26 protein-coding genes are annotated in these 20,880 nt (G+C 70.1%); all 26 read right to left on the bottom strand.

Annotated elements, in window-relative coordinates:
- Nucleotides 1-9: 9 nt before the first annotated feature.
- Nucleotides 10-399, bottom strand: a complete 390-nt coding sequence (gene rplR, locus KJS59_RS13260; protein WP_213453157.1) for a 50S ribosomal protein L18 — start codon at nucleotides 397-399, stop codon at nucleotides 10-12.
- A complete protein-coding gene (rplF, locus tag KJS59_RS13255) occupies nucleotides 396-938 on the bottom strand; it encodes a 50S ribosomal protein L6 (RefSeq protein WP_213453156.1) in 543 nt (180 codons plus the stop codon). The genes rplR and rplF overlap by 4 nt, the downstream gene beginning before the upstream one ends.
- Nucleotides 939-950: 12 nt before the next feature.
- Nucleotides 951-1,358 carry a 30S ribosomal protein S8 gene (gene rpsH, locus KJS59_RS13250; RefSeq protein ID WP_213453155.1) on the bottom strand — a complete coding sequence of 136 codons (408 nt, stop codon included), beginning with the start codon at nucleotides 1,356-1,358 and terminating at the stop codon, nucleotides 951-953.
- Nucleotides 1,359-1,433: 75 nt separating this feature from the next.
- Nucleotides 1,434-1,619, bottom strand: coding sequence for a type Z 30S ribosomal protein S14 (locus tag KJS59_RS13245; protein ID WP_213453154.1), 186 nt, complete (start codon nucleotides 1,617-1,619; stop codon nucleotides 1,434-1,436).
- A gap of 1 nt (nucleotide 1,620) precedes the next feature.
- Nucleotides 1,621-2,190, bottom strand: coding sequence for a 50S ribosomal protein L5 (gene rplE / locus KJS59_RS13240; RefSeq protein WP_213453153.1), 570 nt, complete (start codon nucleotides 2,188-2,190; stop codon nucleotides 1,621-1,623).
- Nucleotides 2,190-2,510: a 50S ribosomal protein L24 gene (gene rplX / locus KJS59_RS13235; RefSeq protein WP_213453152.1), complete on the bottom strand. Its 321-nt coding sequence runs from the start codon at nucleotides 2,508-2,510 to the stop codon at nucleotides 2,190-2,192. The genes rplE and rplX overlap by 1 nt, the downstream gene beginning before the upstream one ends.
- Nucleotides 2,507-2,875, bottom strand: coding sequence for a 50S ribosomal protein L14 (gene rplN / locus KJS59_RS13230; RefSeq protein ID WP_213453151.1), 369 nt, complete (start codon nucleotides 2,873-2,875; stop codon nucleotides 2,507-2,509). The genes rplX and rplN overlap by 4 nt, the downstream gene beginning before the upstream one ends.
- A 62-nt stretch (nucleotides 2,876-2,937) precedes the next feature.
- Nucleotides 2,938-3,210 (bottom strand): 30S ribosomal protein S17, encoded by a 273-nt coding sequence (gene rpsQ, locus KJS59_RS13225; protein WP_213453150.1) that lies wholly within the window; start codon nucleotides 3,208-3,210, stop codon nucleotides 2,938-2,940.
- A complete protein-coding gene (gene rpmC, locus KJS59_RS13220) occupies nucleotides 3,210-3,455 on the bottom strand; it encodes a 50S ribosomal protein L29 (protein WP_213453149.1) in 246 nt (81 codons plus the stop codon). Before rpmC ends, rpsQ begins: the two co-directional genes overlap by 1 nt.
- Entirely contained in the window at nucleotides 3,455-3,880 is a 426-nt protein-coding gene (gene rplP, locus KJS59_RS13215) for a 50S ribosomal protein L16 (protein ID WP_213453148.1), read from the bottom strand. The genes rpmC and rplP overlap by 1 nt, the downstream gene beginning before the upstream one ends.
- Before the next feature lie 3 nt (nucleotides 3,881-3,883).
- Nucleotides 3,884-4,750 (bottom strand): 30S ribosomal protein S3, encoded by an 867-nt coding sequence (rpsC, locus tag KJS59_RS13210; RefSeq protein WP_213453147.1) that lies wholly within the window; start codon nucleotides 4,748-4,750, stop codon nucleotides 3,884-3,886.
- Entirely contained in the window at nucleotides 4,750-5,265 is a 516-nt protein-coding gene (gene rplV, locus KJS59_RS13205; protein WP_213453146.1) for a 50S ribosomal protein L22, read from the bottom strand. The genes rpsC and rplV overlap by 1 nt, the downstream gene beginning before the upstream one ends.
- A 36-nt stretch (nucleotides 5,266-5,301) precedes the next feature.
- Nucleotides 5,302-5,583: a 30S ribosomal protein S19 gene (gene rpsS / locus KJS59_RS13200; RefSeq protein WP_013735950.1), complete on the bottom strand. Its 282-nt coding sequence runs from the start codon at nucleotides 5,581-5,583 to the stop codon at nucleotides 5,302-5,304.
- A 15-nt stretch (nucleotides 5,584-5,598) separates the two neighbouring features.
- Entirely contained in the window at nucleotides 5,599-6,438 is an 840-nt protein-coding gene (rplB, locus tag KJS59_RS13195) for a 50S ribosomal protein L2 (protein ID WP_213453145.1), read from the bottom strand.
- A gap of 12 nt (nucleotides 6,439-6,450) precedes the next feature.
- Nucleotides 6,451-6,753, bottom strand: a complete 303-nt coding sequence (gene rplW / locus KJS59_RS13190) for a 50S ribosomal protein L23 (protein ID WP_213453144.1) — start codon at nucleotides 6,751-6,753, stop codon at nucleotides 6,451-6,453.
- Entirely contained in the window at nucleotides 6,750-7,397 is a 648-nt protein-coding gene (gene rplD / locus KJS59_RS13185) for a 50S ribosomal protein L4 (protein ID WP_213453143.1), read from the bottom strand. Before rplD ends, rplW begins: the two co-directional genes overlap by 4 nt.
- Nucleotides 7,394-8,047 carry a 50S ribosomal protein L3 gene (gene rplC, locus KJS59_RS13180; protein WP_213453142.1) on the bottom strand — a complete coding sequence of 218 codons (654 nt, stop codon included), beginning with the start codon at nucleotides 8,045-8,047 and terminating at the stop codon, nucleotides 7,394-7,396. The genes rplD and rplC overlap by 4 nt, the downstream gene beginning before the upstream one ends.
- 13 nt (nucleotides 8,048-8,060) lie before the next feature.
- A complete protein-coding gene (rpsJ, locus tag KJS59_RS13175) occupies nucleotides 8,061-8,369 on the bottom strand; it encodes a 30S ribosomal protein S10 (protein ID WP_007073037.1) in 309 nt (102 codons plus the stop codon).
- A gap of 313 nt (nucleotides 8,370-8,682) precedes the next feature.
- Nucleotides 8,683-9,876: an elongation factor Tu gene (gene tuf, locus KJS59_RS13170; RefSeq protein ID WP_213453141.1), complete on the bottom strand. Its 1,194-nt coding sequence runs from the start codon at nucleotides 9,874-9,876 to the stop codon at nucleotides 8,683-8,685.
- A 99-nt stretch (nucleotides 9,877-9,975) separates the two neighbouring features.
- The gene (gene fusA / locus KJS59_RS13165) at nucleotides 9,976-12,069 is read right to left on the bottom strand and encodes an elongation factor G (protein WP_213453140.1); all 2,094 of its coding nucleotides are present in this window, start codon (nucleotides 12,067-12,069) and stop codon (nucleotides 9,976-9,978) included.
- 36 nt (nucleotides 12,070-12,105) lie between these two features.
- The gene (gene rpsG, locus KJS59_RS13160; protein ID WP_213453139.1) at nucleotides 12,106-12,576 is read right to left on the bottom strand and encodes a 30S ribosomal protein S7; all 471 of its coding nucleotides are present in this window, start codon (nucleotides 12,574-12,576) and stop codon (nucleotides 12,106-12,108) included.
- Nucleotide 12,577: 1 nt separating this feature from the next.
- Nucleotides 12,578-12,952: a 30S ribosomal protein S12 gene (gene rpsL / locus KJS59_RS13155; RefSeq protein ID WP_213453138.1), complete on the bottom strand. Its 375-nt coding sequence runs from the start codon at nucleotides 12,950-12,952 to the stop codon at nucleotides 12,578-12,580.
- A gap of 409 nt (nucleotides 12,953-13,361) precedes the next feature.
- Nucleotides 13,362-13,721, bottom strand: coding sequence for a hypothetical protein (locus tag KJS59_RS13150; RefSeq protein ID WP_213453137.1), 360 nt, complete (start codon nucleotides 13,719-13,721; stop codon nucleotides 13,362-13,364).
- A gap of 1,229 nt (nucleotides 13,722-14,950) precedes the next feature.
- Nucleotides 14,951-15,316: a hypothetical protein gene (locus tag KJS59_RS13145; RefSeq protein ID WP_213453136.1), complete on the bottom strand. Its 366-nt coding sequence runs from the start codon at nucleotides 15,314-15,316 to the stop codon at nucleotides 14,951-14,953.
- 7 nt (nucleotides 15,317-15,323) lie between these two features.
- Complete coding sequence (locus KJS59_RS13140; protein ID WP_213453135.1) at nucleotides 15,324-16,406, bottom strand: MFS transporter; 1,083 nt, start codon at nucleotides 16,404-16,406, stop codon at nucleotides 15,324-15,326.
- 563 nt (nucleotides 16,407-16,969) lie between these two features.
- Nucleotides 16,970-20,857, bottom strand: coding sequence for a DNA-directed RNA polymerase subunit beta' (locus KJS59_RS13135; RefSeq protein ID WP_213453134.1), 3,888 nt, complete (start codon nucleotides 20,855-20,857; stop codon nucleotides 16,970-16,972).
- Between the last annotated feature and the right edge of the window lie 23 nt (nucleotides 20,858-20,880).

Raw genomic sequence — 20,880 nt, 5'->3', positions numbered from 1 at the left:
TCTTCCTTCCTAGAACTCGAGTCCGGCTTCGCGGGCGGCCCCGGCCAGCGCGGCGATCCGCCCCGCGTACCGGTTGCCACCGCGGTCGAAGACGACCTTGGTGATGCCCGCGGCCTTCGCCCGCTCGGCGAGTAGCGCACCGACCTTGCCGGCCAGGGCGCTCTTGTCGCCCTCGCCGCCGCGGATCGACGCGTCCAGACTGGACGCGGACACCAGGGTGAAACCCTTGCCGTCGTCCACGATCTGCGCGGTGATGTGCCGCAGCGAGCGGGTGACCACGAGGCGGGGACGCTCGGCGGTGCCCACCAGGTGCTTGCGGACCCGGAAGTGGCGCCGAGCCCGCCCGACGGCGCGCTTCGCGGCCACGCCGCGGCGGCGCTTGAGCAGTGTGGCGCTCACTTCTTACCTGCCTTTCCGGCCTTCCGGCGGATGACCTCGTCCTGGTACTTGACGCCCTTGCCCTTGTACGGCTCCGGCGGACGGATCTTCCGGATGTTCGCGGCGATCTCGCCCACCTGCTGCTTGTCGATCCCGCTCACGTGGAACAGCGTGGGCTTCTCCACGGTGAACGTGATCCCCGCCGGCGGCTTGACCGTGACCGGGTGCGAGAAGCCCAGCGCGAACTCCAGGTCGGTGCCCTTGGCGGTGACCCGGTAACCCGTGCCGGCGATCTCCAGCGTCTTGCGGTACCCGTTGGTGACACCGACGATCATGTTGGCGACCAGGGTCCGGCTCAGGCCGTGCAGCTCCTTGGCCCGCCGCTCGTCGTTCGGGCGGGTCACGTACAGCTGGCCGTCGTCGCCGCGCTCCGCGGCGATCGGCTCGGCCAGGATGTGCTGGAGCTCGCCCTTGGGGCCCTTGACCTTGACGGTCGCCCCGTCAATCGTGATGTCGACGCCCGCGGGCACCGTGATCGGCTTACGTCCGATTCGCGACATTGCAGATCTTCCTCACCAGACGTAGGCGAGGACTTCCCCGCCCACCCCTCGCTTGCGGGCCTGCCGGTCGGTGAGCAGCCCCTGGGACGTCGAGATGATGGCCACGCCCAGGCCGCCGAGCACCCGCGGCAGCTCCGGCGACTTGGCGTACACCCGCAGGCCGGGCTTGGAGACCCGGCGGATACCGGCGAGACTGCGCTCGCGGTTGCCGCCGTACTTGAGCTCCACCACCAGCTGCTTGCCGACGCCACCCTGCTCGGGCTCCTCCACCGCCCAGGCGGTGATGTAGCCCTCCGCCTTGAGGACCTCGGCGATGTTCGCCTTGATCTTCGAGTAGGGCATGACCACCCGGTCGTGGTACGCCTGGTTGCCGTTGCGCAGACGGGTCAGCATGTCTGCGATCGGATCGGTCATCGTCATGAGTTCGTCGAAACCTTTCTCGCCGTGGTTCCCCGGCCGGGGCCTTCGGCGAAGCAAGTCTGCGTCACCAGCGGATTACCAGCTGGCCTTGGAAACGCCGGGCAGCTCGCCGCGGTGGGCCATCTCCCGGATGCACACCCGGCAGAGCCCGAACTTGCGGTACACCGCCTTGGGACGACCGCACCGCTGGCACCGGGTGTAGGCCCGGGACGAGAACTTCGGCTTGGCCGCCGACTTGATGATCAGCGCCTTCTTCGCCATCTCACTGCTCCTTGAACGGGAAGCCCAGGAGCTTGAGCAGCGCCCGGCCCTCGTCGTCGGTCTTCGCGGTGGTCACCACGGTGATGTCCATGCCCCGGGTGCGGTCGATCCGGTCCTGGTCGATCTCGTGGAACACCGACTGCTCGGTCAGGCCGAACGTGTAGTTGCCGCTGCCGTCCAGCTTGCGCCCGTCCAGGCCGCGGAAGTCGCGGATCCGGGGCAGCGCGATCGACAGCAGCCGGTCCAGGAACTCCCACATCCGGTCGCCGCGCAGGGTCACCTTCGCGCCGATCGGCATGCCCTCGCGGAGCTTGAACTGCGCGATGGACTTGGTCGCCCGGCGCACCTGCGGCTTCTGGCCGGTGATCGTGGCCAGGTCGCGCACGGCGCCATCGATCAGCTTGGCGTCCCGGGCCGCCTCGCCGACGCCCATGTTGACCACGATCTTCACGAGGCGGGGCACCTGCATCGGGTTGCCGAAGGCGAACTGCTCGCGCAGTTGGCCCGCGATCTCGCGCTGGTACCGCTCCTTGAGCCGCGGCGTCACCTTGGTCTGCGTTGCCGTCGTCATCACAGGTCCTTACCGGATTTGCGCGACACACGGACCTTCTGCCCGTTGTCGTCGAACCGGGCACCAACCCGGGTCGGGTTGCCGTCTGAGTCGACCACCATCACGTTCGATACGTGGATCGCGGCCTCCTGCGTCACGATGCCGCCGGTCTTGGCGCCGCGCTGGGTGGTACGGATGCGGGTGTGCTTCTTGACCCGGTTCACGCCCTCGACGATCACCTTGTTCTGGTCCGGGAGCGCCGCGATGACCTTGCCCTTCGCGCCCTTGTCCCGGCCGGCGATGACGATGACCGTGTCGCCCTTCTTGACCTTCACGGTCACAACACCTCCGGAGCCAGCGAGATGATCTTCATGAACCGCTTGTCGCGCAGTTCCCGGCCCACCGGGCCGAAGATGCGCGTACCCCGCGGGTCCCCGCCGTCCTTGATGATCACGGCGGCGTTCTCGTCGAAGCGGATGTACGAGCCGTCCGGGCGCCGCCGCTCCTTGGCCGTGCGGACGATGACCGCCTTGACGACGTCGCCCTTCTTCACACCCGCGCCCGGGATGGCGTCCTTCACCGTGGCCACGATGATGTCGCCGATGCCCGCGTAGCGCCGACCCGAGCCGCCGAGCACCCGGATGCACAGGATCTCCCGTGCACCCGTGTTGTCGGCGACGCGCAGTCGCGACTCCTGCTGAATCACGTCTATCTCCTGAAGTCAGCCGGTTCTCCGGGGCTACCGGAGCCTGGCGGAACGGTGGGTGCTTACTTGGCCTTCTCGAGGATCTCCACGACCCGCCACCGCTTGGTGGCGGACAGCGGACGGGTCTCCATCAGCAGCACCCGGTCGCCGATGCCGCACGCGTTGGCCTCGTCGTGCGCCTTCAGCTTGCTGGTGCGGCGCATGACCTTGCCGTAGAGCGGGTGCTTCACCCGGTCCTCGACCTCGACGACCACGGTCTTGTTCATCTTGTCGCTCACCACGATGCCCTCGCGCTGCTTGCGCTGGGGGCGGGCGGCCGTGCTGGTCTCACTCATTACGCGTTCACCTCAGCGGCCACGGCGTCGGGCGCGGCGGAGAGGCCCAGCTCGCGCTCGCGCATGATCGTGTAGATCCGGGCGATCTCCCGGCGGATGACCTGGAGGCGCCTGTTGTTGTCCAGCTGCCCGGTCGCACCCTGCACGCGGAGGTTGAACAGCTCGGCCTTGGCCTCCCGCAGACGGCTCACCAGCTCCTCGTCGGAGAGCTCGCGCAGCTCGGCGGCCTTGGTACCGGCGGCCATCACACTTCACCCACTTCGCGTGTCACGATGCGGCACTTCATCGGGAGCTTGTGGATCGCGCGGCGCATCGCCTCGCGCGCGATCGTCTCGTTCGGGAAGGACATCTCGAACAGGATGCGCCCCGGCTTGATGTTCGCGACCCACCACTCGGGCGAACCCTTGCCGGAGCCCATCCGCGTCTCGGCCGGCTTCTTGGTGATGGCCTGGTCCGGGAACACGTTGATCCAGACCTTGCCGCCACGCTTGATGTGCCGGGTCATTGCGATACGGGCCGATTCGATCTGACGGTTGGTCACGTACGCCGGCTCCAGCGCCTGGATGCCGAACTCGCCGAACGACACGCGGGTACCGCCCTTGGCGGCGCCGCTGCGCTCGGGGTGGTGCGGCTTCCGGAACCCCTTCGGGGGCTTACGGGGCATCAGCATCTCTCAGCCCTCCTGCTGCTTCTCTGCCGGCGCCGCCGCGGCCGCCGCCGCCGTCTCGCCGGCGACCTGCTCGCCAACCGTGGTGTCCGCCGTCGCCAGGTTCGCGGCGGCGGCGCGGCCCGTCTCGGTCCCACCGGCGGTGGTACCGGCGGAGCCGGACCGGCCGCGGCGCGGACGCTCGGGACGGTCGCCACGGTCGCGGCGCGAACGCCCGGTCGGCGCCTCCGCCGGAGCCTCGCGACCCGGCACGGCGTCGCCCTTGTAGATCCAGACCTTCACGCCGATCCGGCCGAAGGTGGTGCGCGCCTCGAAGAAGCCGTACTCGATGTTGGCCCGCAGCGTGTGCAGCGGCACCCGGCCCTCGCGGTAGAACTCCGTGCGGCTCATCTCGGCGCCGCCCAGGCGGCCCGAGACCTGCACCCGGATGCCCCGCACGAGCGGGTTCTTCATCGCCGACTGCATCGCCTTGCGCATCGCCCGACGGAAGCTGACCCGGCTGGACAGCTGCTCGGCCACGCCCTGCGCGACCAGCTGCGCGTCCGACTCGGGGCTCTTCACCTCGAGGATGTTCAGCTGCACCTGCTTGCCGGTGAGCTTCTCCAGCTCGCCGCGGATCCGGTCGGCCTCCGCGCCCTTGCGGCCGATGACGATGCCCGGCCGGGCGGTGTGGATGTCGACCCGAACCCGGTCCCGGGTGCGCTCGATGTCCACCTTGGAGATACCGGCGCGCTCCAGGCCCCGGGACATCATCCGGCGGATCTTCACGTCCTCCGCGATGTAGTCCTTGTAGAGCTTGTCCGCGTACCAGCGGGACTTCCAGTCGGTCGAGATGCCGAGCCGGAAGCCGTGCGGGTGAACCTTCTGGCCCATTACTCGGCACCCTCCGTGTCGTTCGTCGGCTCGGCCGTGCTCGCCGCCGCCGTGGCCGGCGCCGCCTTCTTCGTGGCCGTCTGCTTCGCCGGCGCGGCCTTCTTCGCCGCGGCCTTCTTCGCCGCCGCGCCGCCCGGCCGTGCCTGGCTGGGCTGCACGGCCTCCACCACGATGGTGATGTGGCAGGTCCGCTTGCGGATCCGGTACGCCCGGCCCTGCGCCCGCGGCTGGAACCGCTTCAGCGTCGGGCCCTCGTCCACGTACGCCTCGGCCACCAGCAGCGCGTCGGGGTCCAGCCGCTCGTTGTTCTCGGCGTTGGCGACGGCGCTGGCCACCACCTTGTAGACCTGCTCGCTCGCCGCCTGCGGCGCGAACTGCAGCACCGTGAGCGCCTCCTTCGCGGGCAGGCCGCGGACGAGGTTGACGACACGGCGCGCCTTCGTCGGCGAGACGCGGACGTGCCGCGCTACCGCCCGCGCGCCCGGCAGTGCCGGAGCGTCGCCCTTAACTGGCATCGCTGTAACCCCTCGATCCTCTTCTTGCCACGCGGCTCAGCGCCGACGGCTCTTCCGGTCGTCCTTCTCGTGACCCTTGAACGTGCGGGTCAGGGCGAACTCGCCGAGCTTGTGCCCGACCATCGCTTCGGTCACGAACACGGGCACGTGCTTGCGCCCGTCGTGCACCGCGATCGTGTGTCCCAGCATCTCGGGGATGATCGTCGAGCGCCGCGACCAGGTCTTGATGACGTTCTTCGAGCCCTTCTCGTTCTGCGTCTCCACCTTCTTGAGCAGGTGGTCGTCGATGAACGGGCCCTTCTTCAGGCTGCGAGGCATCTGTCAGTTCTCCCCTTAGCCGCGCTTGCGGTTGGCGTAGCGGCGGCGGACGATCAGCCGGTCACTCGGCTGGCCCTTGCGGCGGGTGCGGCCCTCGGGCTTGCCCTTCGGGTTCACCGGGTGGCGACCGCCGGAGGTCTTGCCCTCGCCACCGCCGTGCGGGTGGTCGATCGGGTTCATGGCCACACCGCGGACGGTCGGGCGCTTGCCCTTCCACCGCATCCGGCCGGCCTTACCCCAGTTGATGTTGGACTGGTCGGCGTTGCCGATCTCGCCCACGGTCGCGCGGCAGCGCACGTCCACCCGCCGGATCTCGCCGGAGGGCATCCGCAGCGTGGCGTACTGGCCCTCGCGGCCGAGCAGTTGGATGCCGGAGCCGGCCGAGCGGGCCAGCTTGGCGCCGCCGCCCGGGCGCAGCTCGACCGCGTGCACCGTGGTGCCCACGGGGATGCCGCGCAGCTCCTTGTTGTTGCCCGGCTTGATGTCCGCGCCCGGGCCCGACTCGACCCGGTCGCCCTGCTTGAGGTCCTTCGGCGCGAGGATGTACCGCTTCTCGCCGTCGGCGTAGTGCAGCAGCGCGATCCGCGCGGTCCGGTTCGGGTCGTACTCGATGTGCGCGACCTTCGCCGGCACGCCGTCCTTGTCGACCCGCTTGAAGTCGATCAGCCGGTACTGGCGCTTGTGGCCGCCGCCCTGGTGGCGGGCGGTGATCCGGCCGTGCGCGTTCCGGCCGCCCTTCTTCGGCAGCGGAACGAGCAGCGACTTCTCCGGCGCGGACCGGGTGATCTCGGCGAAGTCGGCGACGCTGGAACCGCGGCGGCCCGGGGTCGTCGGCTTGTACTTACGGATAGGCATCTGTCTACACCCCTAGCTGACCGGGCCGCCGAAGGCCTCGATGCGGTCGCCGTCGGCCAGCTTCACCAGCGCCCGCTTGGTGGCCTTGCGCCGTCCCCACCCGGTGCGGGTGCGCTTGCGCTTGCCCTCGCGGTTGGCGGTGTTCACCGTCAGCACGCGGACGTTGAAGATCTGCTGGATCGCGATCTTGATCTCGGTCTTGTTGGCGTCCGGGTGAACCAGGAACGTGTACCAGTTCCGGTCCAGGACGCTGTAGCTCTTCTCCGAGACGACCGGCGCGATGATGATGTCGCGCGGATCCGCGATGGTGGTCACTTCGCCTCCTCTCCGGTCGCCGCCGGCACGCCCAGGAACTCGTCCAGGGCCGCCCGGGTGAAGACCACGTCGTGGGCCACCAGCACGTCGTACGTGTTGAGCTGGCCCGCCTCGATCAGGTGCACCGACGGCTCGTTGCGCAGCGAGAGCCAGTTCAGCTCGTCGTCGCCGGCGAGCACCACCAGCACCCGCGGCGCCTCGGACAGCTTGCGCAGCACGCCGAGGGCCACCTTGATGGACGGCTTCTCGCCGGTCACGAACGACTCGACCACGTGCACCTTGCCGTCACGCGCCCGGTCGGACAGGGCGCCGCGCAGCGCGGCCGCCTTCATCTTCTTGGGCGTGCGCTGGCTGTAGTCACGCGGCACGGGGCCGTGCACGACACCGCCGCCGGCGAACTGCGGCGCCCGGGTCGAGCCCTGGCGGGCCCGGCCGGTGCCCTTCTGCTTGTACGGCTTCCGGCCGCCGCCGGACACCTCGCCGCGGGTCTTGGTCTTGTGGGTGCCCTGCCGCGCCGCGGCCAGCTGCGCCACCACGACCTGGTGCATCAGCGGGATGTTCGCCTGCGCGTCGAAGATGTCGGCGGGCAGCTCGACGGAGCCGGCCTTCGCGCCCTCGGCGTTCAGCACGTCAACGGTGGTCATGCGGTCGCACCACCCTTCTTGGCGGCCGAGCGGACCAGCACCAGCGCGCCCTTGGGGCCGGGGATGGCGCCCTTGACCAGCAGCAGGTTGTTCTCGGCGTCGATGGCCTGGACCGTCAGGTTCTGCACGGTGTAGCGCACGCCACCCATCCGGCCCGCCATCCGCACGCCCTTGAACACGCGACCCGGGGTCGCGCAGGCGCCGATGGAGCCGGGCGAGCGGTGCTTGCGCTCCACGCCGTGGCTGGCGCGCAGGCCGTGGAACCCGTGCCGCTTCATGACGCCGGCGAAGCCCTTGCCCTTGGTCCGGCCGGTGACGTCGACCGGGGCACCGGCGGCGAACGCGTCGACCGTGACCTCCGAGCCCAGCTCGTACTCGCTGGCGTCGGTGGTGCGCAGTTCGACGATGTGCCGCCGCGGCGCCGCACCGGACTTCGCGAAGTGCCCGGACTTCGGCTTGTTGACCTTGCGCGGGTCGATGGCGCCGTACGCCAGCTGGACGGCGGAGTAGCCGTCCTTGTCCGCGGTGCGAACCTGGGTGACCACGCACGGCCCGGCCTGCACCACGGTCACCGGGACGACGCGGCCGTTGTCCCAGACCTGGGTCATGCCGAGCTTGGCGCCCAGGATGCCCTTCACTTGCCTGTCCATGAGTTCGCAGTCCCTACAGCTTGATCTCGATGTCGACGCCGGCCGGGAGGTCCAGGCGCATCAGCGAGTCGACCGTCTTCGGGGTCGGGTCGATGATGTCGATCAGACGCTTGTGCGTGCGCATCTCGAAGTGCTCGCGCGAGTCCTTGTACTTGTGCGGCGAACGGATCACGCAGAAGCGGTTGATCTCCGTCGGCAGCGGCACCGGGCCCGCGACCTGCGCTCCGGTACGGGTCACGGTCTCGACGATCTTCCGCGCCGAGGAGTCAACGACCTCGTGGTCGTACGCCTTGAGCCGGATGCGGATCTTCTGTCCCGCCATGGTGGCTTCGGTTCCTTCTGTAGATGCGATCCTCGCCGGCGCTGTTTCCATCCGCCGGCGCACCGACCTTGTCCGACCCCCGCGGTCGGGCGTGTCGCGCGGCTGGCCAGACTCCACCGGCTCTCGCCGGCTCCGACTTGACCCGCCGGGCACCACGCCCGCAACGCGGAAGCTGGGCGCGGGACCCCCGAATGGGGCTCCCAGCACCGCGCGTGGTGATCGGGCCCGCTCAAGAGCAGGCCCGATCACCCGCAACGCAACCTAATCATTATGCCGCATCTGCACGGCACGATGAAATCGGGGGTTACCTCGTTTACTTGATAATCTTCGTGACCTGGCCCGCGCCGACCGTCCGGCCGCCCTCGCGGATCGCGAAGCGCAGGTTCTGCTCCATCGCGATCGGCTGGATCAGCTTCACGGACATCGAGGTGTTGTCGCCCGGCATGACCATCTCGGTGCCCTCGGGCAGCGTGACGACGCCGGTGACGTCCGTGGTCCGGAAGTAGAACTGCGGACGGTAGTTCTGGAAGAACGGGGTGTGCCGGCCGCCTTCCTCCTTGGAGAGGATGTAGACCTGCGCCTCGAACTCCGTGTGCGGGGTCGTGGTGCCCGGCTTGACGACCACCATGCCGCGCTCGACATCCTCGCGCTTGATGCCACGCAGCAGCAGGCCGACGTTCTCGCCCGCCCGGGCCTCGTCCAGCAGCTTGCGGAACATCTCGATACCGGTGACGACCGTCCGCATCGACTTCTCCTTGATGCCGACGATCTCCACCTCCTCGTTCGGCTTCAGCACGCCACGCTCGGCGCGGCCGGTTACCACGGTGCCGCGACCGGTGATCGTGAAAACGTCCTCGATCGGCATCAGGAACGGCTTGTCGACCTCGCGCTCCGGCTGCGGAATCGCGGTGTCGACCGCGTTCATCAGCTCCATGAGCCGGTCGGCCCACTCCTGGTCGCCCTCGAGTGCCTTCAGCGCGGAGACCCGCACCACCGGCAGGTCGTCGCCCGGGTACTCCTGCGACGACAGCAGCTCGCGGACCTCCAGCTCGACCAGCTCGAGCAGCTCCTCGTCGTCGACCATGTCGCTCTTGTTGAGCGCCACGACGATGTACGGGACGCCGACCTGGCGGGCCAGCAGCACGTGCTCGCGGGTCTGCGGCATCGGGCCGTCAGTCGCCGCCACCACCAGGATGGCGCCGTCCATCTGCGCCGCACCGGTGATCATGTTCTTGATGTAGTCGGCGTGACCGGGGCAGTCGACGTGCGCGTAGTGCCGGTTCTCGGTCTGGTACTCGACGTGCGAGATGGAGATCGTGATGCCGCGGGACTTCTCCTCCGGCGCCTTGTCGATCTGGTCGAACGGCGTGTACGGGTTCACTTCCGGGTACCGGTCGTGCAGAACCTTCGTGATGGCCGCGGTCAGCGTCGTCTTACCGTGGTCGATGTGACCGATGGTGCCGATGTTGACGTGCGGCTTAGTCCGCTCGAACTTCGCCTTCGCCACTGGTGTCCTCCTGTGGACGTCTAGTTCGTGGTCTTTCTTGCGGCCGCGCCGCCAGGCCCGGCTTGCGCAGTACGACGCTCCGGCGGAGCCGGGGAGTGACTACTCTCCGGTCGCCTTCGCGATGATCTCCTTCGCCACGTTGGCCGGAACCTCGGCGTAGGAGTCGAACTGCATGCTGTAGCTCGCCCGGCCCTGGGTCTTCGACCGCAGGTCGCCGACGTAGCCGAACATCTCCGACAGTGGCACCAGGGCACGGACGACGCGGGCACCCCCGCGCTCCTCCATCGCCTGGATGATGCCACGGCGGGAGTTGAGGTCGCCGATGACGTCACCCATGTTCTCCTCGGGAGTGGTGACCTCAACGGACATCATCGGCTCGAGCAGCGCCGGGTCGGCCCTGCGGGCCGCCTCCTTCAGCGCCATCGAGCCAGCGATCTTGAACGCCATCTCGGACGAGTCGACCTCGTGGTACTGGCCGTCCTCCAGGGTGAGCTTGACGCCCACCAGCGGGTAGCCGGCCAGGACGCCGTACTGCATGGCGTCCTGCGCGCCCGCGTCCACGGAGGGGATGAACTCCCGCGGGATGCGGCCGCCGGTGACGGCGTTGTGGAACTCGTACAGCGAGTCGCTGTCCAGCGGCAGCGGCTCAAGCGAGATGATCACGCGGGCGTACTGGCCGGAGCCACCCGTCTGCTTCTTGTGGGTGTACTCGACCTTCGCGACCGCGCGCCGGATCGTCTCCCGGTACGCCACCTGCGGCTTGCCGATGTTCGCCTCGACGTTGAACTCGCGGCGCATCCGGTCCACCAGAATGTCCAGGTGCAGCTCGCCCATGCCGGCGATGACCGTCTGCCCGGTCTCCTCGTCGTTCTTGACGCGGAAGGTCGGGTCCTCCTCGGCCAGCCGCTGGATCGCGGTGCCGAGCTTCTCCTGGTCGGCCTTGGTCTTCGGCTCGATCGCCACCTCGATGACCGGCTCCGGGAAGGTCATCGACTCCAGGATGACCGGGTTCGCCGGGTCGCACAGCGTGTCGCCGGTGGTGGTCTGCTTCAGACCCTGCACGGCGACGATGTCGCCGGCCTGCGCGAACGCGCGCTCCTCGCGCTTGTTCGCGTGCATCTGGTAGATCTTGCCGATCCGCTCCTTGCGGTCCTTGGTGGAGTTGACCACCTGGGAGCCCGAGTCGACCTTGCCGGAGTAGACCCGCAGGTAGGTCAACTTGCCGAGGTGCTTGTCGGTCTGGATCTTGAAGGCCAGGCCGGAGAACGGCTCGGTGGTCGACGGCTTGCGCAGCAGCGGCGTCTCGCCGTCGGTCGCGGTGCCCTCGATCGCCGGGATGTCCGTCGGGGACGGCAGGAACTCGACGACGGCGTCGAGCATGGGCTGGATGCCCTTGTTCTTGAACGCCGACCCGGTCAGCACCGGGTTCGCCCTGCCCGCGATCGTGGCGCGGCGGATGCCGGCCCGCAGTTCCTCGGCGGAGAGCTCCTCGCCCTCGAGGTACTTCTCCATGACCGCGTCGTCCACGTCCGCCAGCGTCTCGAGCAGCTTCTCGCGCCACTCGGCCGCCTGGTCGGCAAGGTCCGCGGGGATCTCCTCCACCGCGTAGTCCTCGCCCTTCTGGGTCTCGCCGCGCCAGGTCAGCGCGCGCATCCCGATCAGGTCGACGACGCCGACGAAGTCGGCCTCGCTGCCGATCGGGATCTGGAGCACCAGCGGGGTGGCGTTCAGCCGGTCCACCATCATCTGGACGCAGCGGAAGAAGTCGGCGCCGGTGCGGTCCATCTTGTTGACGAAACACATCCGGGGCACGTTGTACTTGTCCGCCTGCCGCCACACGTTCTCGGTCTGCGGCTCCACGCCGGCCACACCGTCGTAGACCGCCACCGCGCCGTCCAGCACCCGCAGCGACCGCTCCACCTCGACCGTGAAGTCGACGTGGCCCGGCGTGTCGATGATCTGGATCGTGTGGTCCTTCCACTCGCACTTAGTGGCGGCGGAAGTGATGGTGATACCGCGCTCCTGCTCCTGCTCCATCCAGTCCATGACGGCGGCACCCTCGTGGGTCTCGCCGATCTTGTACGTGATGCCGGTGTAGAACAGGATCCGTTCGGTGGTAGTGGTCTTGCCGGCATCGATGTGCGCCATGATGCCGATGTTGCGAACCTTGGCGAGCGCGTCTGCGGCGGCCACTGGAAAATCCCTACTTCTCGTCGTTGACCGCTGGGATCACCAGCGGTAGTGCGCGAATGCCTTGTTGGACTCGGCCATCTTGTGCGTGTCCTCGCGCCGCTTCACCGCGGCACCGAGGCCGTTGCTCGCGTCGAGCAGCTCGTTCATCAGCCGGTCCACCATCGTCTTCTCGCGCCGCGCCCGGCTGTACTGGACCAGCCAACGCAGGCCCAACGTGGTCGCCCGGGACGGGCGCACCTCGACCGGCACCTGGTAGGTCGCGCCACCGACACGGCGGCTGCGGACCTCGAGGGTCGGCTTCACGTTGTCCATCGCCCGCTTCAGGGTGACGACCGGGTCGGTACCGGTCTTCTCCCGGCAGCCCTCCAGGGCGTCGTACACGATCCGCTCGGCGAGCTGCCGCTTGCCGGCGAGGAGAATCTTGTTCACCAACTGCGTGACGAGCGGGGAGTTGTACACCGGGTCCGCGACGACGGGGTGACGCGGAGCGGGGCCCTTACGCGGCATGTCAGCTCTTCTCCTTCTTCGCGCCGTAGCGGCTGCGCGCCTGCTTGCGGTTGCGGACACCCTGGGTGTCGAGCGAACCGCGGACGATCTTGTAACGGACGCCCGGGAGGTCCTTCACCCGGCCGCCGCGGACGAGCACGATCGAGTGCTCCTGCAGGTTGTGGCCGACGCCGGGGATGTACGCGGTCACCTCGATCTGGCTGCTGAGCTTGACGCGCGCGACCTTCCGCAGCGCCGAGTTCGGCTTCTTGGGGGTGGTCGTGTACACACGGGTGCACACGCCGCGCCGCTGAGGGCTCCCCTTCAGCGCCGGCGTCTTGGTCTTGCTCGACTTCGCCTGGCGGCCCTTGCGGACCAACTGCTGGATCGTGGGCACCGGGTCTCTCCGCTCCCTGTCCTGTTCTTCTGTCTCGGCACCGGGTCTGTCCGGCACCCGCGGTCGGGCGTGTCGCCCTCTCGCGGGCTCCGGCGCAGCGCTACGCACGGCACCGGAAAGTTTTGTCATTGTCGTGGCGTTGCCCTCTGGCACGGCGGCCGGGGCACGCACGAACTGCCCAGGGCGGGCCCGGGCACGAGGGAAAAGAGTACCCACCCAGCGGGCACAGGTCAAAACGGAGCCGAAGCCGATCTATTTACCCGACCCGTGTGACCCGACCCGTGGCAGAACACTCCCGATGCGCAAGTGTACCGGGTCGTCCGGCGTGCCCGCTCAGGTATCCCCCCAGGGCCCGGCGGCGTTGGCGCGCCACCCTCGCCGCGCTCCGGTCAGCACCTCAGGACACAGCCTAAGCGGCCTGAAGCAGCACCGCCGCGAACAACAGCAGCAGGGCCAGCGCTATTCCCGTGCCCCCGCAACTCAGGCCGGCGATCGCCAACCCGCGCCCGCTCACGGCCGGGTCCCGCCGGGCCTGCCGCAGCCCGGCCAGGCCGAGCACCCCGGCGGCGGCGCCGAGCGCGCAGGCCAGCACGGTGAACGCACCGGCGACCGCGGCACCCCAGCCGCCCTGCGCCCCGGCCAGCCCCAGGCAGCCGACCACGCCGCTGACCAGGACCGAGCCGATGCCCGAGACCAGCGAGCCGACCGCCATGCCGGACACCGCCCGCGGCACCGCCAGGTACGCCAGCCCGAACGGCGTCCCGTCCACCCGCTCGACCCGCTGCGGCGGCCGCCACCCGTCCCGAGGGGCCGGCGGCCGCGTCGGCGCCCACGTCGCTGGAACCGGCGGCTGTGGTGCCCCCCAGGCCACCTGCTGGCCCTGCTGCGGCACCCAGGGGTACTGACCCGGCGGCGGGCCGACGTGCGGGCTCCAGCCGGGACCACCGGACTGCGGCCCCCACCCGGCCGGACTGCCCGGCTGCGCGCCCGCCGGCCCACCGTGGCTGCCCGGCTGCGCGCCCGCCGGCCCACCGGGCAACGCGCTCCACGCGGGCGGGCCGCTCGGCTGGGAGCCAGGCGGCGCGCCCGGCTGGGCTCCGAGGTCGCTGCCTGGCTGGGAGCCGGGCTGAAAGCTGGCGTTGGAGCCGGGCTCGCTACCGGGCTGCGCACCAAACGAGCCAGCGGCCGAGCCAGCAGGCGGGCCAGCCGCCGAGCCAGCAGGCGGGCCAGCGGGCGGGCCGGGCTGGGGCCATGCGTGCTGCCCGGGCGGGCCGATGGGCGGCGGGGCGGCGGAATTCCACGGCGGAGGCGCAACGAATCCAGGCTGGCCCCAGGCCGGTGGCGCGCTGCCGGGCGCGGGTTGACCCCACCCCACCGGAGCACCGGGCTCTGGCTGGCCCGGCTGCCCCAACCCCGCCCCGCCACCGCCCGGCTCGGGCCGCCCTCCGGCGGGTGCCACACCACCCGTGGGCTGACCCCACGCCGTCGGACCGCCAGAGGCGGGCTGGCCCCAGGACGTCGCGGCACTGCCCGGCGCGGCCGGCGGGCCGCTCGGCGGTGTGACCGGGCCGCCCAGTGGCGCCCATCCGGGCGTGTCGACCGGCTCCGGGGCCGGTGGGGCAAACGGGTGCCCCGGCGGCGGCCCGGTCAGGCTGGGCGGCCGAGGCACCGGGTGCGCGGCAGCTTCGGCGCCGTCCTCCGCCCCACCCGCCGCCGGCCCGCCCGCCGCCGGCCCGCCCGCCGCCGGCCCTTCCGTGACCGGAGCCGCCGAGCCCTCCACGTCAGAACCCGCCGAGCCCTCCGCGTCAGAACCCGCCGAGCCCTCCGCGCCGGAACCCGCCGAGCCCTCCGCAGCGGGGTCCGCCGCTGGCTGCTCGCCGGCGGGAGGCGTCGCCGGCTCCTTCGCGCCGGGAGCGGCGTCGGGCGGATCGGACACCGGCGACGCGCCTGCGGGTCCGTGCTCCTCGTCCGCCACGCCTGCTCCCTGCTGTCGTCCGGCTAGTTGGTACCCGGGGCGAAGTCCTGCCCCGGCGGGGCCGCCGCCCAGGTGAACAGCCCGATGATGACCGCGACCGTGAGCGTCGCGACGCCGAGCACCAGGCCGATCCACGCCAGTATCTCGCCCCGCCGGATCCAGCGGGCGCCCGTCAGGTACCCCTTGGCGGCGTACGCCTGGTGGCGGGCCTCCCTGGCCAGCAGCAGGGCGAGCGTGCCGGGGATGAGGCCGCCGACGAAGGCGCCGGTGAGCAGCGCGGCGAGGCCGAGGGCGAAGACCGCGCCGGCCTTCGTGGAGCGGATCGGGTCCGGGTCGAGCGGGTGGCGGACCGAGGGTTCGGCCCCCGCCGGCGCCGGCATCGTCTGCATCCCCTCATCATGCCTCCACGGGCACCCGTTCGGTCGGGACCCCCGCCGCAACGGGCGGCGCGGGCGGTACCGTGCGGGCGCGGAGTACGAGCAAGGCGGCGACCAGCGTCACCACGGCCTGGGCGACCAGGATCATCCGGTAGTCCAGCGCCGTGACCAGGTACGCGCCGACGCCGATCGACACGGTCTGCGGGACCGTCGTGGCGACCTCGAACGCCGCGTACACGCGACCCTGGAGCGGGCCGGGCGACCGGCGCTGGAGGAGGGTGAGCAGCGCGATGACGGCGGCGGTGAACCCGGCGCCGGAGAGGATCTTGCCGGCGAGCACCGCGCCGAGCACCGGCAGCGCGTTGAGCAGGGTGGCGACGGCGAACAGCCCGAACGCGACCGCGGTGACCACCACCTCGCCGTGCCGGCGGACCGCCCGGGCCGTGACCAGCCCGGCGGCGATCGCGCCGACGCCCTGGAAGAACTGGGTGACGCCGATGAACTCCGGCGGCTTGTGCAGGCCGCTGCCGATCACGGCGAAGCCGAGCGACTCGGCGAAGCCGAGCACCAGCATGAGCACCGCGCAGGCGAGGACCATCCGGCGCAGCAGCGCGTCGCCCGCCACGTGGCGGACGCCGGCGGCCAGGTCCGCCACGAAGCGGATCGGCGCCGGGGTCGGGCGCGGCTCCCGGTACCGCAGCGAGAGGGTGAACGCGGCGGCGCCGACGAGCGTGATGGCGTCGAGGACGACGACGGCCGGGCCGCCGAAGGCGGCGAACAGGGCCGCGGCGCCGACCGGCGCGACCAGCCGGAGGCTCTCCTGGACGGTCCGCAGCTCCGAGTTGGCCGAGACGAGCAGCTCCGCCGGGAGCATCCCGACCAGCAGGGCGGACTGCGCGGGCGCGATGAGCACGTTGAGGGCGCCGTAGAGCAGCATCACCGCGTAGATGATCCAGACGTCCGAGGCGCCCCGGACGAGCAGGAGCGGCAGCAGCATCACCGCGCCGGCGAGGTTCGCGGCGGCGAGCAGGGGGCGGCGGCGGACCCGGTCGACGAACAGGCCGGCGAGCGGGGCGAGCAGCGCCGGCGCGGCGAAGAACATGAAGGTCAGGCCGGCGGCGCCGTTGCTGCCGCTCGGTCGGGTACGCCATCGTCAGGATCTCCACGGGGAGCGTGCCGGGCGGGCGCTTGGCCGGGTCGTCCTGGCGCTCGTCGTAGCGCTCCCGGTACCTGCGGTGCAGTTCCCGCTGCTCGGCAGCGAACTCCGCGAGCTCGGCGGCGGTCAGGTGGTACAGGTTCTGGTTGCCGACCGCGACCTCCTGCCATTCGGCCGGGTAGCCGGCCACGTCCTCGATGTACCGGCGGGCCCGGGCGGTGAGCCAGTCCAGCAGGATCCGGTCGAGGGTCTGCGAGGCCGCGGTGAACTCGGGGTTCTCCGGCTGGGCCGGCGCCCGCCACCCCTCGTGGACGCGGCGCCAGGGCCGGCTGCGACCCCGGCCCCCACCGGCCTCCTCCACGAAGCCGTACCGGGCGAGCTGGCGCAGGTGGAACGAGCAGGTGGTGGCCGTCTCACCGATGATCTCGCTTTCTCTCGAGAGTTCTCTCTCGACAGAAGACACAAGAAAGGGCCCCGGCCGGAGCCGGGACCCTTTCGTCGATCAACGGTTACCGGTACGACCCGAAGTCGAAGTCGTCCAGCGGCACGGCCTGCCCGCTGGCCGGCCCGAAGCCGTAGTCGGTCTCCGGGTACCCGGTCATCGAGTACACCTTGGCCTTCGCCTCCTCGGTCGGCTCGACCCGGATGTTGCGGTACTTGCCGATGCCCGTACCGGCCGGGATGAGCTTGCCGATGATGACGTTCTCCTTGAGCCCGATCAGCGAGTCGCTGCGGGCGTGGATCGCCGCGTCGGTGAGCACCCGGGTCGTCTCCTGGAACGAGGCCGCGGACAGCCACGATTCCGTCGCCAGGGACGCCTTGGTGATACCCATGAGCACCGGACGCCCCGCCGCGGGCTCGCCGCCCTCGGCCACCAGCCGCCGGTTCTCGCTCTCGAACAGCGCCCGGTCCACGAGCAGGCCCGGCAGGAACTCGGTCGAGCCGGAGTCGATGACCGTCACCCGCTTGAGCATCTGGCGGATGATGATCTCGATGTGCTTGTCGTGGATGAGCACGCCCTGCGAGCGGTAGACCTCCTGGACCTCCTGGGTCAGGTGGACCTGCACCGCCCGCGGCCCGAGCACCCGCAGCAACTCGTGCGGGTCGATCGTGCCCTCGGTCAACTTCTCGCCGACCTGGACGTGACCGCCGTCCTGGATCCGCAGCCGGACCCGCTTGGCGATCTTGTCGTGCACGATCTCGTCGGAGCCGTCGTCCGGCACAACGATGATCTTCCGGGACCGCTCGCCGTCCTCGATCCGGACCCGTCCGGGAGTGTCCGCGATCGGCGCCTTGCCCTTGGGCACCCGCGCCTCGAAGATCTCCTGGACCCGCGGCAGGCCCTGGGTGATGTCCTCACCCGCGACGCCACCGGTGTGGAAGGTCCGCATCGTGAGCTGGGTACCCGGCTCACCGATCGACTGGGCGGCGATGATGCCGACCGCCTCGCCGACGTCCACGGTCTTGCCGGTCGGCAGCGAACGGCCGTAGCAGGCCGCGCAGACGCCCAGCTTGGACTCGCAGGTCAGCACGCTGCGCACCCGGACGTTCTCGACGCCGGCCGCGACCAGCTTGTCGACCAGGATGGAGTTGAGGTCGGCGCCCCGCTCCACCACGATCGAGCCGTCCGCGCCCTTGACATCCTCCGCCAGGGTCCGAGCGTGCACGCTGGTCTCGGCGTGCTCGTGGACGAAGTGCTTCCCGTCCATGACCGTGGCCACCTGCATCGGGATGGCCCGCTCGGTGCCGCAGTCCTCCTCGCGGATGATGACGTCCTGCGAGACGTCCACCAGACGACGGGTCAGGTAACCCGAGTCGGCGGTCCGCAGCGCGGTGTCGGCCAGACCCTTGCGGGCACCGTGGGTGGAGATGAAGTACTCCAGCACGGACAGGCCCTCGCGGTAGCTGGCCTTGATCGGCCGCGGGATGATCTCACCCTTGGGGTTGGCCACCAGGCCGCGGATCGCCGCGATCTGGCGCAGCTGGAGCAGGTTGCCCCGGGCGCCCGAGTTGATCATCTTCCACAGGGTGTTCTCCTGCGGCAGCGCGCTCTCCAACTCCTTGGCCACCTCGTTGGTCGCCTTGGTCCAGATCTCGATCAGCTCGCCGCGCCGCTCCTCGGCGGTCATCAGGCCGCGCTGGTACTGCTTGTCGATCCGCTCGGCTTCCTTCTCGTACCGCTCCAGGATCTCCCGCTTGCGCGGCGGAGCGATGACGTCCTCCATGCCGATGGTGACGCCGGACCAGGTGGCCCAGTGGAAGCCAGCCTCCTTCAGGCCGTCCAGCGTGGCCGCCAGGGCCACCTTCGGGAAGCGCTCGGCCAGGTCGTTGACGATCTGCGAGAGCTGACCCTTGCGGATCTCGTAGTTCACGAACCGGTACCCGACGGGCAGCGTCTCGTTGAACAGCACCCGGCCCAGCGTGGTGTCGACGACCAGCGGCTCGCCCGGCGTCCAGTCCTCCGGAGCGGTCCACTTCTCGGCACCGACGCCGTTGTCCACCTCGACCACGTTCCGCAGCCGAACCTTGATCGGCGCCTGCAGGTGCAGCTCACCCGCGTCGAAGGCCATCCGGGCCTCGGCGTCCGAGCTGAACTGCACGCCGGCGCCCTTGCCCTCCGACGTGCGGTGGGTCAGGTGGTACAGGCCGATGACCATGTCCTGGGTGGGCATGGTGACCGGCTTGCCGTCCGACGGCTTGAGGATGTTGTTCGAGGACAGCATCAGGATCCGCGCCTCGGCCTGCGCCTCGGCGGACAGCGGCACGTGCACCGCCATCTGGTCGCCGTCGAAGTCCGCGTTGAACGCGGTGCAGACCAGCGGGTGGATCTGGATCGCCTTGCCCTCGACCAGCTGCGGCTCGAACGCCTGGATGCCCAGCCGGTGCAGGGTGGGCGCGCGGTTGAGCAGCACCGGGTGCTCCCCGATGACCTCCTCCAGCACGTCCCACACGACCGGCCGCTGGCGCTCGACCATCCGCTTGGCCGACTTGATGTTCTGCGCGTGGTTCAGGTCGACCAGGCGCTTCATCACGAACGGCTTGAACAGCTCCAGCGCCATCTGCTTGGGCAGGCCACACTGGTGCAGCTTGAGCTGCGGGCCGACCACGATGACCGAGCGGCCGGAGTAGTCGACGCGCTTGCCCAGCAGGTTCTGCCGGAACCGGCCCTGCTTGCCCTTGAGCATGTCGGACAGCGACTTCAGCGGGCGGTTGCCCGGCCCGGTGACCGGGCGGCCGCGGCGGCCGTTGTCGAACAGCGCGTCGACGGCCTCCTGCAGCATCCGCTTCTCGTTGTTGACGATGATCTCGGGAGCGCCCAGGTCGATCAGGCGCTTGAGCCGGTTGTTGCGGTTGATCACCCGACGGTACAGGTCGTTCAGGTCGCTCGTGGCGAACCGGCCACCGTCCAGCTGCACCATCGGGCGCAGGTCCGGCGGGATCACCGGGACGCAGTCCAGCACCATGCCGAGCGGCGAGTTGCGGGTGTTCAGGAACGCGGCGACCACCTTGAGCCGCTTGAGCGCCCGGATCTTCCGCTGGCCCTTGCCGGTGCGGATGGTCTCCCGCAGCGACTCGGCCTCGGCGTCCAGGTCGATCCGCTCCAGCAGCGCCTTGATCGCCTCCGCGCCCATGGCGCCGGTGAAGTACTCCCCGAACCGGTCGCGCAGCTCGCGGTACAGCAGCTCGTCGGTGACCAGCTGCTTCGGCTCCAGCTTGCGGAACGTGTCCAGCACCTCGTCCAGGCGGTCGATCTCCCGCTGCGCCCGGTCGCGGATCTGGCGCATCTCCCGCTCGCCGGCCTCCTTGACCTTCCGGCGGACGTCGGCCTTGGCGCCCTCGGCCTCCAGCTCGGCCAGGTCCTGCTCCAGCTTGGCGGCGCGCTTCTCGATCTCCGCGTCCCGGCTGTTCTCGGACTGCCGCTTCTCGGCCAGGATCTCGTTCTCGATCGTGGACAGGTCGCGGTGCCGCGCCTCGGCGTCGACGCCGGTGACCACGTACGAGGCGAAGTAGATGATCTTCTCGAGATCCTTGGGCGCCAGGTCCAGCAGGTAGCCCAGCCGGCTCGGCACGCCCTTGAAGTACCAGATGTGGGTGACCGGCGCCGCCAGCTCGATGTGGCCCATGCGCTCGCGGCGGACCTTCGCCCGGGTCACCTCGACGCCGCAGCGCTCACAGATGATGCCCTTGAACCGGACCCGCTTGTACTTGCCGCAGTAGCACTCCCAGTCCCGGGTCGGGCCGAAGATCTTCTCGCAGAAGAGGCCGTCCTTCTCGGGCTTGAGGGTGCGGTAGTTGATCGTCTCGGGCTTCTTGACCTCGCCATGCGACCACTGGCGGATGTCGTCGGCGGTCGCCAGGCCGATGCGGAGCTCGTCGAAGAAGTTGACGTCGAGCACTTAGTTATCCCTCACATCGAGTT

It is taken from the genome of Rhizomonospora bruguierae (assembly GCF_018397995.1).
Taxonomy (GTDB): Bacteria; Actinomycetota; Actinomycetes; order Mycobacteriales; family Micromonosporaceae; genus Rhizomonospora; species Rhizomonospora bruguierae.
The sequence above is the reverse complement of the archived record's forward strand: the minus strand, read 5'-3'. Positions and strand labels throughout refer to the sequence as shown.